We start from the raw sequence: 14,065 nt of genomic DNA, 5'->3' as shown, positions 1-14,065 counted from the left end.
AGCTGCAGCGTTGTCGGTTCTCATCGACATTTTCGAGCTGTCTGATCGCCAATTGTTGCCCGAAATCCTCGACAAACGTGGCCCGCTTCCGCTGACGAACCCAGTGCGTCTATCTGGCTCTTGATGCCCTCTCGGATGGTCGGCTACGAGCCTGCCCTGGCCCGTCCTGTTCGGGTTCCGCCGTTGATGGGAGGGCCGCGGCGATGCAGTCGAGGACGCGCTGGAGCCCGTTCCGGAACTGGTCGTCGCGGCTCAGGTGCGGCTGGCGCGCCTCCATCACGATTTTGGTGAAGATCGGGTACTCCCCGCTCTTCACCAGCCGGTCGACGTACGGGTAGCTCCGCTCCATCCATTCCGACTCGCTGAGCCCGCTGCGGCGCAGTTCCCTGGCCGTGCTGATCTCCTCGCGGACGGTGCCCTCGACGTAGCTGTTCAGCAGGGCCACGAGGCCGAGGTTCTCGTCGATGGGGACGAAGGCGTCGAGCACCCCCATCAGCCGTTCGACCAAGAGCAGTTGGTTGGGGCCGAAGCTGGGGAGTGACCGCTGCACGGTGGCGATCCACGGGTGCCTGATCCACATGGTCCGCTGCCCGCCGGCGTAGCGGGTCAGGTCGGCGCGCCAGTCGCCCGAGGGCATGTCCGTGACGTCGATCTCGCCCATCACCTGGTCGGCCATGAGCTCGACCAGGTTCTCGCGGTTGGGGACGTACCGGTAGAGCGACATCACGCCGGCGCCGATCTCGGCGGCGATCCGCCGCATGGTGGCGGCCTCCAGCCCCTGGGCGTCGGCGATCCGGACGGCCGCCTCGGTGATCTTCGCGCGGCTGTGGACGGGTGTCGGCCCGTAGGCCGCGCGCTCGGGCCGCATCCAGATGTTCACGTACTCGGCGTCGGTCACTGTTCCGTCTCCTTGGTTGCGTACATAGTACCCAGTCGTTTAGCTTGACCGTCGAGACCGCGTACAAAGTACCCAGTGGAGGGTCTTCATGCCTGATCCGATCGTGGTCGCCGAAGGGCTGCACAAGTCCTTCGGCGACACCCACGCCCTACGGGGTCTGGACCTGAGCGTCCCGAGAGGAACGGTCTGCGGCGTGCTGGGGCCCAACGGAGCGGGCAAGACGACCGCGGTGCGCATCCTGGCGACCTTGTCCGATCCCGATGCCGGGCACGCCTACATCGCCGGATACGACGTCGTCCGCGAGGCCGGCAAGGTGCGCGCCAGGATCGGGCTCGCGGGCCAGCACGCCGCCGTGGACGAGAAGCTCACCGGCCGGGGCAACCTGCGCATGTTCGGGCGCCTGTCCCACCTGTCCCGGAGCGAGGCGCAGCGGCGGGCCGACGAGCTGCTCGAACGCTTCGGCCTGATGGACGCTGCCGATCGGCAGGTCACCGGCTACTCCGGCGGCATGAGGCGCCGCCTTGACCTGATCACCAGCCTCATCCTGCGCCCCGAGGTGCTCTTCCTGGACGAGCCGACCACTGGTCTGGATCCGCGCAGCCGCGGGGAGATCTGGGACAGCATCCGCGAGTTGGTGGCGGACGGCACCACGGTGCTGCTCACCACGCAGTACCTGGACGAGGCCGACCAGTTGGCCGACGACATCGCGGTCGTCGACCACGGACAGGTGATCGCCACGGGCACACCCGACGAGCTGAAGGCCACGGTCGGCGACCGCCTCGATGTCGAACTCGCAGACCCCGCCGCCCTGCAGCAGGCGGCGACCGTGCTGAAAGCCCTGGCCGGGGCCGATCCCACGACGTCCGGTGCCGACCGGCTCAGCGTCGCCCTGCCGGGCCGCAGCTTCCGGCTCGCCGACATCGTGATCGACCTCGACCGCGCCGGGGTGACCGCGGCCGATGTGCGGCTGCGCCGTCCCACCCTCGACGAGGTGTTCCTGCGCCTCACGGACGACAAGGAGTTGGTCTGATGATCGACCTCGCGCCGCCGCTGGGCCACCGCCTGCGGTGGACGTTCACCGATGGGCTGACTCTGGTCGGCCGCGAGCTGGGACGGCTGCGGCACGCTCCCGGCGAGCTCGTTGCGGCGCTGATCTTCCCGGCCGTCATGGTCGTGCTGTTCGGGTACGTCTTCGGCAGCGCGATCCAGGTGCCGGACGGCGGCGACTACCGCGAGTACCTCATGCCGGGCCTGTTCGCGATGGTGACCTTCTCCGCGTGGTTGGGGGTCATGACGCGGATGGCCGCCGACGCCTCCCGCGGTGTGATGGACCGGTTCCGCTCCATGCCGATGGCGCGCTTGGCGGTGCCGTTCGGGCAGACCGGCGCCGACCTGCTGACCGGCCTGATGATGCTGGCTGTGATGGTGAGCACGGGCCTGCTGGTGGGATGGCAGCCGCACCGCGGCCTGATCCCGACCGCCCAGGCGTTCCTGCTGATGATCGTGCTGCGGTATGCGCTGAGCTGGGTGGGCGTCTATGTGGGCCTTGCGGTGAAGAATGACCAGGTCGCCGACGCGATGGTGCCGTTGGGCCTGCCGTTCACGATGCTGTCGAACGCGTTCGTCCCGACCGACGGCATGCCGGGCTGGCTGCGCTTCCTGGCCGACTGGAACCCGGTGAGCGCGCTCACCGCAGCTGCACGGGAGCTGTTCGGCAACCCGGGCGCCCCGTCCGGAAATGTGGCCTGGCCACTGGCGCATCCGGTGACCACCGTCCTGCTCTGGTCGGCTGCGCTGCTGGTGATCTTCGTCCCGTTGTCGCTCCGCGCCTATATGCGCAGAGGACGCTGACCACTCCAGGCATCTGCCCTGGAGGCCGCTCACCGCGCCGGAGCGGCGCCCAACGACATCGGCCACCCCATCGATGAGAGACCACGCACCTCACACCGCGTCGAAGGAATCGAACCACCGCAATCGCGCTGCCATCGACACCAACACCAACACCATGGAGACGCTATGAGCCTGTTCCGACTCGACGCCAGCATCCTTCCCGGGACGTCCGCCAGCGCTGAACTCGCCGACCTCGTGGAATCGGAGTGGACCGCAGTCCACCGCGACGCGCCGGTGGTACGCCGCCATCTGGGCACCGACCCGCTGCCCGCCGACGCCTGGGCACACGCCCACACCGGCAACTTGGCGCCCGAACCCGACCGCACTCCCGCGCAGCGGGACGCGCTCACCCTCGCTGGGTCGCTCACCGCGGAACTCGAGGCCGCCGAGGCGGTGTTACTGGCCGTGCCGCTGTACAACTTCGGTGTCTCCCAGCACTTCAAGACCTGGGTCGACCTGGTCATCGCCGGGGCAACCCTGGGCAGCCCGGTGCTCAAGGGCAAGCCGACCGTCCTGGCCACCGTGCGAGGCGGCGGCTACGCCCCCGGCACTCCGCGCGAAGGCTGGGACCACTCCACCCCGTACCTCAAGCGCATCCTCGCCGACGTGTGGCAGGCCGACCTCGTCGTCATCGAACGCGAGCTCACCCTCGCCGCCACCTCCCCCGGCATGGAACACCTCCAGGACCTCGCCGCCGACGTGCATACCAGAGCCCTGGCAGCGGCCCGCGACGCCGGCCGTGAAACCGCAGCCAAGTGACGCTGCCCGCTTCGGTGCACTTCGCATCCGCCGGGCCAACGACGGTTGATCGACCTCGCGGTTGCGGCTTTGCCGCCCGAGCCGGCGGTGTTTCACAGACGGTCACTCATGAAACACCCTCATGAAACAGTCCGGGGTCGTGAGCGACGACTTCCAGCGCGTGGAATCGCACGACTGCCCAATGTCCACCTGCGCCGCCCCGGCGGGCTCCCCGTGCCGGACCGGCAAGGGCAAGGTGGCCATCCAGTACCACACCGCCCGCTTCAGTCTCGTGCCCCAACTCGCCAAGGCGCTCAGCCTGCCGACCCCCGCCGTACGCAAGCCGGGGGCGGTGTGGGCCGAGCTGCCGCGGCCGGTGACTTGCCGAAGGAAGACCTGGAGACGCTGCTACAGCTGCACAGGGAGTCCCTGAGCAAGGAGCCCTGGACGCCGTACAAGGCGTACATGCCGCCGAAGATGCCGACGTACCGAGGTCTGGAGCAGGACGCGACCGTCATGCGCGCCTGGCAGCCGGCCTTCGTGTTCGGGCTGTTCCAGACAGAGGGCTACGCGCGAGCGCTGTACCAGATCGCCAAGCCGGTCGAGGAGACGACGACCGAGTACGTCGAACAGAACGTCCGGCTGAGACTGGAGCGGAAGGAACTGATCACCCGCTCGGAGAGTCCGCTGAAGCTCCGCGTCATCATGGACGAGACGGCCGTCCGTCGAACGGTGGGCGGCTCCGAGGTGATGCTGGCCCAGTACAAGGAGATCGCGGAGCTGGGGGAAATGGACAACGTGACCATCCAGGTCCTGCCCCACGATGTCGTCACCTACCGCTCGGAAAACAACTTCATCCTGCTGGACTTCTCCGAGAACCTTGCCCCTGTCGTACAGGTGGACATGTCGAACACCATCTCCGTGACGGACGAGCGGCTGGAGGTCCAGCGGAACGTCCGCCGGTTCGACGCAATGCGCGACAGCGCCCTACCTCCGGCGCGAACGGCCGGGTTCCTGCAACAACTAGCACGAGAGTGGGCATAGCCATCAACACCAACACCGCATCCTCAGAAGTGGCCCCCGAGTCCGCCTGGTTCAAGTCGTCGTACAGCAACGACTCCGGCGGAGCGTGCGTCGAGGTCGCGGATCTGGCCGGCGAGGTCGGTATCCGCGACTCCAAGGACAAGGGCGGTTCCGCCCTCGTGGTGCCGGCCGGCGCCTGGTCCTGGTTCGTCGGCGCCGTGAGCACGCACCGCCTGAGCTGAGGCCCTGGCCTTCCGTCCGTTTACGACAGTAGGGAGCGGTTCGCTTCCCCCGGATACAGCCCGGGGGAGGGGGAAGCAGGCCAGCAGCCAGCCGTACGTTCCTACAATCCGTATCGCTGGCTGAACAGCCCGTAGTCAGCCCGGCCCCGGACCCCTACGGTGTGGCGCGTGCGCCGACCCTCATCCCACCCGAACCAGTCGGGTCCCCCGTTCAACGCCCTCGCCGCCCGCCGGCTGCGTGCCGCCCTCCACATGGGGCCCGAGCACGTCGCCCACGGCATACGGGTCTCGTACGGACTGCCGTACGTCACCCCCGAACTCGTCGTCGCCTGGGAGCGGGGGGCGGTCTCCCCCGGGAACCCGGAGCTGACCGCGCTCGCCGGGGTGCTGTGGTGCTCGCCCGGTGAGCTGATCGGCCGGCCGCAGACCCTGCGCGAGCACCGGGTCGCCCGCGGTGTCGCGCCGGAGGACGTGGCGCGGACCGTGGGGCTCGCGCTCGCGGCCTACCTGCGGATGGAGGAGACGGACGACTGGCGCGGCACCGACCGCCAGTCGGCCCAGCTCGCCGACGTGCTCGGGCTGTCGCTGCCGGACTTCGTGACCGTCACGGGCCGCGAGGAGAAGCTGGCCGACCTGCTGACCAGCGCCGTCAGCACCCGCTGGCAGGGCTATGTGCGCCCGGTCGCCAAGCTGGCCCCGCTGGACCGGCGTGTCCTGGAGAACGTCCTCCAGGTGCTGCACCAGGACTACCAGGGGCACATGGCCTCCACCCTCAGCTGGGGCGGGGGCAGCGGTGACGCCGGCGCCGGGGGGCGCGACTTCCTCGACCGGATCGTGGAGCACTTCTGGTCGGCGGTCGAGAGGCACCCGTGAACGCGGGCGGGTGTCAGGGCGGGCGGGTGTCAGGGCGGGCGCGTGCAGAAGGCGGGCGTCAGAAGACCGACTCCGCCTCGTCCATCCGGTCCTTCGGCACCGTCTTCAGCTCGGTGACGGCCTCCGCGAGCGGCACCATCACGACATCCGTGCCGCGCAGCGCGGTCATGCGGCCGAATTCGCCGCGGTGCGCCGCCTCCACCGAGTGCCAGCCGAAGCGGGTGGCGAGCACCCTGTCGTAGGCGGTCGGCACGCCGCCGCGCTGGACGTGGCCGAGGATGACGGGCTTGGCCTCCTTGCCGAGCCGGCGCTCCAGCTCGTACGCCAGCGCGGTGCCGATGCCCTGGAACCGCTCGTGGCCGAACTTGTCGATCGCGCCCTTGCCGTAGTCCATGGAGCCCTCGGCGGGGTGGGCGCCCTCCGCGACGCAGACGACGGCGAACTTCTTGCCGCGGGAGAACCGCTCCTCGACCATCTTGACCAGGTCGGCGGGGTCGAAGGGGCGCTCGGGCAGGCAGATGCCGTGGGCGCCGGCGGCCATGCCGGACTCCAGGGCGATCCAGCCCGCGTGCCGGCCCATGACCTCGACGACCATCACCCGCTGGTGGGACTCGGCGGTGGTCTTGAGGCGGTCCATGGCCTCCGTGGCCACCCCGACGGCCGTGTCGAAGCCGAAGGTGCGGTCGGTGGAGGAGATGTCGTTGTCGATCGTCTTCGGCACGCCGACCACCGGCAGGCCGGCGTCGGAGAGCATCCGGGCGGCGGTCAGCGTGCCCTCGCCACCGATCGGGATCAGCGCGTCGATACCGAAGTTCTGGATCATGTCCGAGGCGTTCTCACAGGCCTCGCGGAGCCGGTCGCGCTCCAGCCGGGAAGAGCCGAGGATGGTGCCGCCGCGCGCCAGGATGCCGCTGACCGCGTTCAGGTCGAGGGTGCGGTAACGGCCGTCCAGCAGGCCCGCGTAGCCGTCCTCGAAGCCGATGACCTCGTCGCCGAAATTGTCGACCGCTCGGTGCACGACCGACCGGATCACTGCGTTCAGGCCGGGGCAGTCGCCGCCTGCGGTGAGAACTCCGATACGCATCGTGCTGTGTCTCCTGCTCGCTGTGGACACCGGTGAGCCGGTCCAATTGTTCCACGGCCCGGGGAGCGAGGGGCACTGACGGGCGCCTTAGCTACTGAGAGAGGTAATGTCAAGAGGGTTCCGCTCACCCCGGTGGGCGATTTTTGTGCACGGGGCAGCCACCACCAGACCGACACCCGCCGCCAGACCGACACCAGACGAAACGGAGAGCACGCGTGACGCGCAGCGTGTACGTGACCGGTATCGACCGCGGGGACGGCCGCCAGGTCGTCGAACTGGGGGTCATGGAACTCCTCACCCGGCAGGTCGACCGGGTCGGCGTCTTCCGCCCCCTGGTGCACGACGGGCCGGACCGCCTCTTCGAGCTGCTGCGCTCCCGCTACCGGCTCTCGCAGGACTCCGCGACGGTCTACGGCATGGACTACCAGGAGGCGTCCGCCCTCCAGGCCGAACAGGGCACCGACGAGCTGGTGTCCGCGCTGGTCGACCGGTTCCACCTGGTCGCCCGGGACTACGACGTCGTCCTCGTCCTCGGCACCGACTTCGCCGACACCCAGTTCCCGGACGAGCTGTCGATGAACGCCCGGCTCGCCAACGAGTTCGGCGCCTCGGTCGTCCCGGTCGTGGGCGGCCGCAAGCAGACCGCGGAGTCCGTGCTCGCCGAGACCGTCAACGCCTTCCGCGCCTACGACGGGCTGGGCTGCGACGTCCTGGCCATGGTGACCAACCGGGTCACCCGCGAGGACCGGGACGAGATCGCCGAGCGGCTGGCGAACCGGCTGCCGGTGCCGTGCTGGGTGGTGCCGGACGAGCCCGCGCTGTCCGCGCCGACCGTCTCCCAGATCGCGCACACCCTCGGCGCCCAGGTGGTCCTCGGCGACGACTCCGGGCTCGCGCGCGACGCGCTGGACTTCGTCTTCGGCGGGGCCATGCTGCCCAACCTGCTGGCCGCGCTGACCCCCGGCTGCCTGGTCATCACGCCGGGCGACCGCGCCGACCTGGTGATCGGCTCCCTCGCCGCGCACAGCGCGGGCACCCCGCCGATAGCCGGCCTGCTGCTGACCCTGAACGAGGTGCCCGGCGACGGCATCCTCACCCTCGCCGCCCGCCTGGCCCCCGGTACGCCGGTGCTCTCGGTGACCGGCAACAGCTTCCCCACCGCCGAACAGCTGTTCTCCCTGGAGGCCAAGCTCAACGCGGCCACCCCGCGCAAGGCGGAGACCGCTCTCGGCCTGTTCGAGCGCTACGTCGACACCGCCGAGCTGAGCAGCCGGGTCTCCGCCCCGAGCAGCGACCGCGTCACGCCGATGATGTTCGAGCACAAGCTGCTGGAGCAGGCCCGGACCGACCTGCGCCGGGTCGTGCTCCCGGAGGGCACCGAGGAGCGGGTGCTGCAAGCGGCGGAGGTGCTGCTGCGCCGGGGCGTGTGCGAGCTGACCCTGCTCGGCCCCGTCGAGCAGATCCGCAAGAAGGCCGCCGACCTGGGCATCGACCTGGAGGGCGCCGAGCTGACCGACCCCGCGGTCTCCGGGCTGCGGGACGCCTTCGCCGAGAAGTACGCCGAGCTGCGGGCCCACAAGGGCGTGACCGTGGAGCTGGCGTACGACGTGGTGTCGGACATGAACTACTTCGGCACGCTGATGGTGCAGGAAGGGTTCGCCGACGGCATGGTGTCGGGGTCGGTGCACTCCACGGCGGCGACGATCCGGCCGGCCTTCGAGATCATCAAGACCCAGCCGGACGCGTCCATCGTCTCCTCCGTCTTCTTCATGTGCCTGGCGGACAAGGTCCTGGCCTACGGCGACTGCGCGGTCAACCCGGACCCGGACGCGGAGCAGCTCGCCGACATCGCGATCCAGTCGGCGGCCACGGCGGCCCGGTTCGGGGTGGACCCGCGCATCGCGATGCTGTCCTACTCGACGGGCACCTCCGGGTCCGGCGCCGACGTCGACAAGGTGCGCGAGGCCACGGAGCTGGTCCGCGCGCGCCGTCCGGACCTCAGGATCGAGGGGCCGATCCAGTACGACGCCGCGGTGGAGCCGTCGGTGGCCGCCACCAAGCTGCCGGACTCGGAAGTCGCCGGGCAGGCCAGCGTGCTGATCTTCCCCGACCTGAACACCGGCAACAACACCTACAAGGCCGTGCAGCGCTCGGCCGGCGCCATCGCGGTGGGCCCGGTGCTCCAGGGCCTGCGCAAGCCGGTCAACGACCTGTCCCGGGGCGCGCTCGTGCAGGACATCGTCAACACCGTCGCCATCACGGCGATCCAGGCCCAGCAGTCCCCCACCGAGAAGGCCCCCGCCCAGTGAATGCCACCCGTGTCCTCGTCCTCAACTCCGGCTCCTCGTCGGTGAAGTACCAGCTGCTCGACATGCGCGGCAGCGACCGGCTGGCCGTGGGTCTCGTCGAGCGGATCGGCGAGGAGACCTCACACCTGAGGCACACGCCGACGGGCGGCGAGAGCCGTGGGTTCAGCGGTGCCATCCCCGACCACGAGGCGGCGCTCAAGGCCGTGGCGGCCGAACTGGCCAAGGACGGCCTCGGCCTGGACTCGCCGGAGCTGGCCGCGATCGGGCACCGCGTGGTGCACGGCGGAATGCACTTCACCGAGCCGACCGTGATCGACGACGCCGTGCTCGCCGAGATCGAGCGGCTGATCCCGGTCGCCCCGCTGCACAACCCGGCCAACCTCACCGGCATCCGCACCGCCCAGGCGCTCCGCCCCGACCTGCCGCAGGTCGCCGTCTTCGACACCGCCTTCCACACCACGATGCCGGAGTCCGCGGCCCGCTACGCGATCGACGTGGCGACCGCCGACGCGCACCGCATCCGCCGCTACGGCTTCCACGGCACCTCGCACGCGTACGTGTCCCGGGAGACCGCGCGGCTGCTGGGCCGGGCGCCCGAGGACGTGAACGTGATCGTGCTGCACCTGGGCAACGGGGCGTCCGCCTCGGCGGTGCGGGGCGGGCGGTGCGTGGACACCTCCATGGGGCTGACGCCTTTGGAGGGGCTGGTGATGGGTACGCGCTCGGGAGACATGGACCCGGCCGTCATCTTCCATTTGATGCGTGTCGGTGGAATGTCCGCCGACGAGATCGACACTCTTCTGAACAAGAGGAGCGGTCTGATCGGGCTGTGCGGCGACAACGACATGCGGGAGATCCGCCGCCGCGTCGACGCCGGAGACGAGCGGGCCCGGCTGGCCTTCGACATCTACATTCACCGGCTGAAGAAGTACATCGGCGCCTATTACGCCGTTCTCGGACACGTGGACGCGGTGGCCTTCACGGCCGGGGTCGGCGAGAACGCGGCGCCGGTGCGGGAGGCCGCCGTGGCGGGCCTGGAAGGGCTGGGCCTGGCCGTCGACGGCGAGCGGAACGCCGTACGCGGCGACGGGGCGCGGCTGATCTCGCCCGCGGACGCGCGGGTGGCGGTGGCCGTCGTACCGACCGACGAGGAAATGGAGATCGCGACACAGACCTACGCGCTGGTAATTGGTTCAGGCGGTTCGGTGGGTTCTGGGAATCTCACCTGAGCGGCATCCCGCCCTTTTGTATTTTCCGCCAGACGGAATATTCCGCGCCGAAACAAACCGATAGGATGGCCCCCATGCGCCGTTCGAAAATCGTCTGTACTCTCGGCCCCGCGGTCGACTCCCACGAGCAGCTCGTCACGCTGATCGAAGCCGGCATGAACGTGGCCCGCTTCAACTTCAGCCACGGGACGCACGCCGAGCACCAGGGGCGTTACGACCGTCTGCGGGCCGCCGCCAAGGAGACCGGCAGGGCCATCGGTGTCCTCGCCGACCTCCAGGGCCCGAAGATCCGCCTGGAGACCTTCGCGGAGGGCCCCGTCGAGCTGGTGCGCGGTGACGAGTTCACCATCACCACCGAGGACGTGCCGGGCGACAGGACGATCTGCGGCACGACGTACAAGGGCCTGCCCGGTGACGTCACCAAGGGCGACCAGGTACTCATCAACGACGGCAACGTCGAGCTGAAGGTCACCGAGGTCGAGGGCCCGCGGGTGAAGACGATCGTCATCGAGGGCGGCGTCATCTCCGACCACAAGGGCATCAACCTGCCCGGCGCCGCGGTCAACGTGCCCGCGCTGAGCGAGAAGGACGTGGAGGACCTCCGGTTCGCCCTCCGCATGGGCTGCGACCTGGTCGCCCTCTCCTTCGTCCGGGACGCCAAGGACATCGACGACGTGCACCGCGTGATGGACGAGGAGGGCCGCCGCGTCCCGGTCGTCGCCAAGGTGGAGAAGCCGCAGGCGGTCGAGAACATGGAGGACGTCGTGATGGCGTTCGACAGCGTCATGGTCGCCCGTGGCGACCTGGCCGTCGAGTACCCGCTCGAGAAGGTCCCCATGGTGCAGAAGCGCCTGATCGAGCTGTGCCGGCGCAACGCCAAGCCGGTGATCGTGGCGACCCAGATGATGGAGTCGATGATCACCAACTCCCGGCCGACCCGCGCCGAGGCGTCCGACGTGGCCAACGCCATCCTGGACGGTGCCGACGCGGTCATGCTGTCCGCCGAGTCGAGCGTGGGCGCGTACCCCATCGAGACGGTCAAGACGATGTCGAAGATCGTCACCGCCGCCGAGCAGGAGCTGCTCTCCAAGGGCCTCCAGCCGCTGGTGCCGGGCAAGAAGCCGCGCACGCAGGGCGGTTCGGTGGCCCGTGCCGCCGCCGAGATCGCCGACTTCCTGGGCGGCAAGGGCCTGGTGGCCTTCACCCAGTCCGGTGACACCGCCCGCCGGCTGTCCCGTTACCGCACGGCCCAGCCCGTACTCGCCTTCACCACCGACGAGTCGACCCGCAACCAGCTGACGCTCAGCTGGGGCGTGGAGCCGCACGTGGTGCCGTTCGTGAACAGCACGGACGAGATGGTCGACCTGGTGGACCAGGAGACGGCCCGGCTGGGCCTGTTCAGCGACGGCGACATCGTCGTGATCACCGCCGGCTCGCCCCCCGGCGTGCCCGGCACCACCAACATGGTCCGCGTCCTGCACCTGGGCGAGACCCGCCGCGGCTGACGCTTCCCACGAGCTCCGTACGGCGCTGAGGGCGCCCCCTGTGGCAGGGGGCGCCCTCAGCGTTTCGCGGCTCCCGAACGGGCTTGTGGGCGCGCTCAGTCGGTCACGTACTGGTGCAGGCCCGGGACGTGGAGCGTGCCGCCGAACTGGCCGGCCTGGACGACCGTCACCTTAGTGAAGTAGATCAGCGGGATGTCCAGCGGCGGCGGGTGCTCCGGGTCGAAGGTGATCGGGATCAGCCCGAGCAGGTTGCCCGAGATGCTCTCGGTGTACATCACCGTCTCACCGTCGCGGATCGTGGACGTCGAACCCTCGGCCGCCTGGACGTGGTGCGTCTTGCCGGCCTGCTTGTCCTTGACCGTCTGGTGCAGGTCGCCGATGTCGGTGCCGTTGGATATGACGTACTTCAGCACCTTCTTGGTGGTGCCGTTGGCCGTCTTCACGTCGACGACGCCCTTGTACGAGGCGCCCTTGAGCAGCAGCGAGCTGGCGTTGAGGTACCAGGGGTCGTCGGGCAGCGGCACCTTGTTGTCGACGCCGCCCTCGTCGTCCGTGGCGACCGGGCAGTCGTCCGTGTTCTTGTCGGCCTTGCCGGCGCTCTCGGAGGCGCTCGGCGTGGGTGAGGCAGTGGCCTCCTCCTTCGCCTTCTCGGCCGCCTCGTCCACCGACTCCTTGGTGTCCTCGGCCGCCTTCGACGCCGCGTCGGTCGCGCCCTCGACGGTGTCCTTCGCCGTGTCGGTGACCTTGTCGGTCGTGTCCTTCACGGTGTCCGAAGCGTCGTTGCCGGCGTTCTCGGACGCGGACGGGGACTCGGAGGGGGTGGCCTCGGGGCTCGGGGTCTCCTCGGCCTTCTCGCCGCCGGTGAAGATGCCCTCGATGGCGTCGCCGACGCCTTCCAGCAGCCCGCCCTTGTCCTCCGACTCGGAGGGGGAGGGCGTCGCGGCGTCCCCGCCGGCCGACTCCCCGCCCTGCGACGCGGAGGGGCTCGGGGCGGGCTGGGACTTGTCGTCCTTGTCGTCGGAACCTGAATCCGACGAAGAGGACTCGCCCTTGTCCGCGCCCGCGTTCCCGCCGGAGTCCGAGGCGTCGGGCTCCTTCGCGTCGTCCTTGTCGTCCTTTTCGTCGTCCTTCCCGTCCGTCGCCGAGGGCGACGGGGTGGGCGACGCGGACGTGTCCTTCTCGGCGTCCTCCAGGGCCGCCACGCAGTCCTTGTACTCGTCGGCCGTCAGGCTGTTGGAGGCCGGCGGCGCCGAGTCGTTGCCGTCGGCGAGAGCCAGCGTCGGGGTGAACCCCATCCCCATGAGCACGGCGGTGGGCATCGCCGCCAGGGCTATCGCCTTCCCGGCCGGCATGTGGAACCTGGTGAACAACGGCTTCTTGGGTGCCGCGTGGCGCGGCCCGGTTCTCACGCGGGACGACTCCACGTCAGTCCCGCGGGTCACCTCGTCAGCCGGCACTGTGCCTCCCGTTCGCCCCGTTGGCCGGGCTCGTTCCTGACAGATCGTTCGCCCCCAGTGCCTCGAAGGTCCGGGTGGGACCCCCGCCCTCCATCCCTTCGCGCGGCCTCGGCACCGTGGCGTCGGACGCCGTGCTGCCGGGCGCCGTGCTGCCGGGTGCCGGGATACCGGGAAGCCCGGTGCCGGGGACCACGCCCTCGGGCGCGTCACCCCTTCCCCTGCCCTCCACCGGCGGCTCGTCCTGCGGCGGTTCGCCCGGCACCCACGACACGGCCATCGCTCCGCCGACCAGCGCGAGCAGGAAGCCGATGAGGAAGCCGCCGAGGTTGGACACCGGGATGGAGACCAGCGCGAGCAGGATCGCCGCCACGCCCGCGAAGACACGGACGTGCTTCTGGAACCACAGGCTGACGCCCAGGACGACCAGCAGCACACCGATGATCAGTGACCCGGAGCCCGCGGTGGTGGCCATCGCGAGGGTCAGGTGACCGATCTGGAGGTTGGCGTACGGGAAGTAGGCGATGGGGAGTCCGCCGAGCGCGATGAACAGGCCGGCCCAGAACGGCCGCCCGCCTCGCCAGGCACGGAACTGCAGCCTCCGGCGGGTGAACTGGCCGGCTGCGGCAGGAGTCTCGGCGCTCATGGAAAACAGCTCCCTGGTACGGCTTTGCTGTGGTGGAGATGTGGGCCGCGCGTGAGGGCGCGGCCGGAGAGTGGACGGGGGGGGGGGGCGCCCGCCCCCCCCCCCCCCCAAGGGGTGGTTGTTTAACACCGTTTCAACCAAGGGGAACGACAAATTTAAAACGCGGAGCGTGTT

The 14,065-nt window shown here is 69.8% G+C and carries 14 protein-coding genes; 10 read left to right on the top strand and 4 right to left on the bottom strand.

All coding sequences use genetic code 11. The features are described from left to right. Positions 1–109: 109 nt before the first annotated feature. Positions 110–898 (bottom strand): TetR/AcrR family transcriptional regulator, encoded by a 789-nt coding sequence (locus ACFWR9_RS13000; RefSeq protein WP_383840000.1) that lies wholly within the window; start codon positions 896–898, stop codon positions 110–112. A gap of 88 nt (positions 899–986) precedes the next feature. Here ACFWR9_RS13000 and ACFWR9_RS12995 point away from each other — a divergent pair, with 88 nt between their 5' ends. The 7 genes from ACFWR9_RS12995 to ACFWR9_RS12965 all read left to right on the top strand — a co-directional run bounded on the left by ACFWR9_RS12995 (position 987) and on the right by ACFWR9_RS12965 (position 5,664). Next, positions 987–1,928 carry an ATP-binding cassette domain-containing protein gene (locus ACFWR9_RS12995; RefSeq protein ID WP_383839997.1) on the top strand — a complete coding sequence of 314 codons (942 nt, stop codon included), beginning with the start codon at positions 987–989 and terminating at the stop codon, positions 1,926–1,928. Continuing rightward, complete coding sequence (locus ACFWR9_RS12990; protein WP_383839994.1) at positions 1,928–2,749, top strand: ABC transporter permease; 822 nt, start codon at positions 1,928–1,930, stop codon at positions 2,747–2,749. Before ACFWR9_RS12995 ends, ACFWR9_RS12990 begins: the two co-directional genes overlap by 1 nt. A 165-nt stretch (positions 2,750–2,914) precedes the next feature. Beyond that, the gene (locus ACFWR9_RS12985) at positions 2,915–3,547 is read left to right on the top strand and encodes an FMN-dependent NADH-azoreductase (protein WP_383839991.1); all 633 of its coding nucleotides are present in this window, start codon (positions 2,915–2,917) and stop codon (positions 3,545–3,547) included. A gap of 139 nt (positions 3,548–3,686) precedes the next feature. Continuing rightward, positions 3,687–3,959 carry a hypothetical protein gene (locus ACFWR9_RS12980; RefSeq protein WP_383839988.1) on the top strand — a complete coding sequence of 91 codons (273 nt, stop codon included), beginning with the start codon at positions 3,687–3,689 and terminating at the stop codon, positions 3,957–3,959. Continuing rightward, positions 3,908–4,570, top strand: a complete 663-nt coding sequence (locus tag ACFWR9_RS12975) for a DUF5753 domain-containing protein (RefSeq protein WP_383839985.1) — start codon at positions 3,908–3,910, stop codon at positions 4,568–4,570. Before ACFWR9_RS12980 ends, ACFWR9_RS12975 begins: the two co-directional genes overlap by 52 nt. Then, positions 4,561–4,791, top strand: coding sequence for a DUF397 domain-containing protein (locus ACFWR9_RS12970; protein WP_383839982.1), 231 nt, complete (start codon positions 4,561–4,563; stop codon positions 4,789–4,791). Before ACFWR9_RS12975 ends, ACFWR9_RS12970 begins: the two co-directional genes overlap by 10 nt. 168 nt (positions 4,792–4,959) lie before the next feature. Continuing rightward, a complete protein-coding gene (locus tag ACFWR9_RS12965; RefSeq protein WP_383839979.1) occupies positions 4,960–5,664 on the top strand; it encodes a helix-turn-helix domain-containing protein in 705 nt (234 codons plus the stop codon). Between the two features lie 58 nt (positions 5,665–5,722). Here the strand turns inward: ACFWR9_RS12965 and ACFWR9_RS12960 are convergent, their stop codons facing one another. Next, positions 5,723–6,748, bottom strand: a complete 1,026-nt coding sequence (locus tag ACFWR9_RS12960) for an ATP-dependent 6-phosphofructokinase (RefSeq protein ID WP_383839976.1) — start codon at positions 6,746–6,748, stop codon at positions 5,723–5,725. 215 nt (positions 6,749–6,963) lie between these two features. Between ACFWR9_RS12960 and pta the strand changes: the two genes are divergently transcribed. From pta to pyk, 3 genes are all read left to right on the top strand, one after another. After that, on the top strand, positions 6,964–9,057 hold the full coding sequence (gene pta / locus ACFWR9_RS12955; protein ID WP_383839973.1) for a phosphate acetyltransferase: 2,094 nt from the start codon (positions 6,964–6,966) through the stop codon (positions 9,055–9,057). Beyond that, the gene (locus ACFWR9_RS12950) at positions 9,054–10,286 is read left to right on the top strand and encodes an acetate kinase (RefSeq protein WP_383839970.1); all 1,233 of its coding nucleotides are present in this window, start codon (positions 9,054–9,056) and stop codon (positions 10,284–10,286) included. Before pta ends, ACFWR9_RS12950 begins: the two co-directional genes overlap by 4 nt. A 74-nt stretch (positions 10,287–10,360) precedes the next feature. Next, positions 10,361–11,791 (top strand): pyruvate kinase, encoded by a 1,431-nt coding sequence (pyk, locus tag ACFWR9_RS12945; RefSeq protein ID WP_383839967.1) that lies wholly within the window; start codon positions 10,361–10,363, stop codon positions 11,789–11,791. Positions 11,792–11,886: 95 nt separating this feature from the next. On the opposite strand, the gene ACFWR9_RS12940 is transcribed toward pyk, so the two are convergent. Continuing rightward, complete coding sequence (locus ACFWR9_RS12940) at positions 11,887–13,248, bottom strand: hypothetical protein (protein WP_383839964.1); 1,362 nt, start codon at positions 13,246–13,248, stop codon at positions 11,887–11,889. Next, positions 13,238–13,891, bottom strand: a complete 654-nt coding sequence (locus ACFWR9_RS12935) for a DUF6114 domain-containing protein (RefSeq protein WP_383839961.1) — start codon at positions 13,889–13,891, stop codon at positions 13,238–13,240. The genes ACFWR9_RS12940 and ACFWR9_RS12935 overlap by 11 nt, the downstream gene beginning before the upstream one ends. Positions 13,892–14,065 lie beyond the last annotated feature (174 nt).

The sequence above is a fragment of the Streptomyces sp. NPDC058534 genome (assembly GCF_042717365.1).
Lineage (GTDB): Bacteria > Actinomycetota > Actinomycetes > Streptomycetales > Streptomycetaceae > Streptomyces.
Note: the sequence above shows the minus strand (reverse complement) of the source record. Positions and strands in the feature narration are given on the sequence as shown.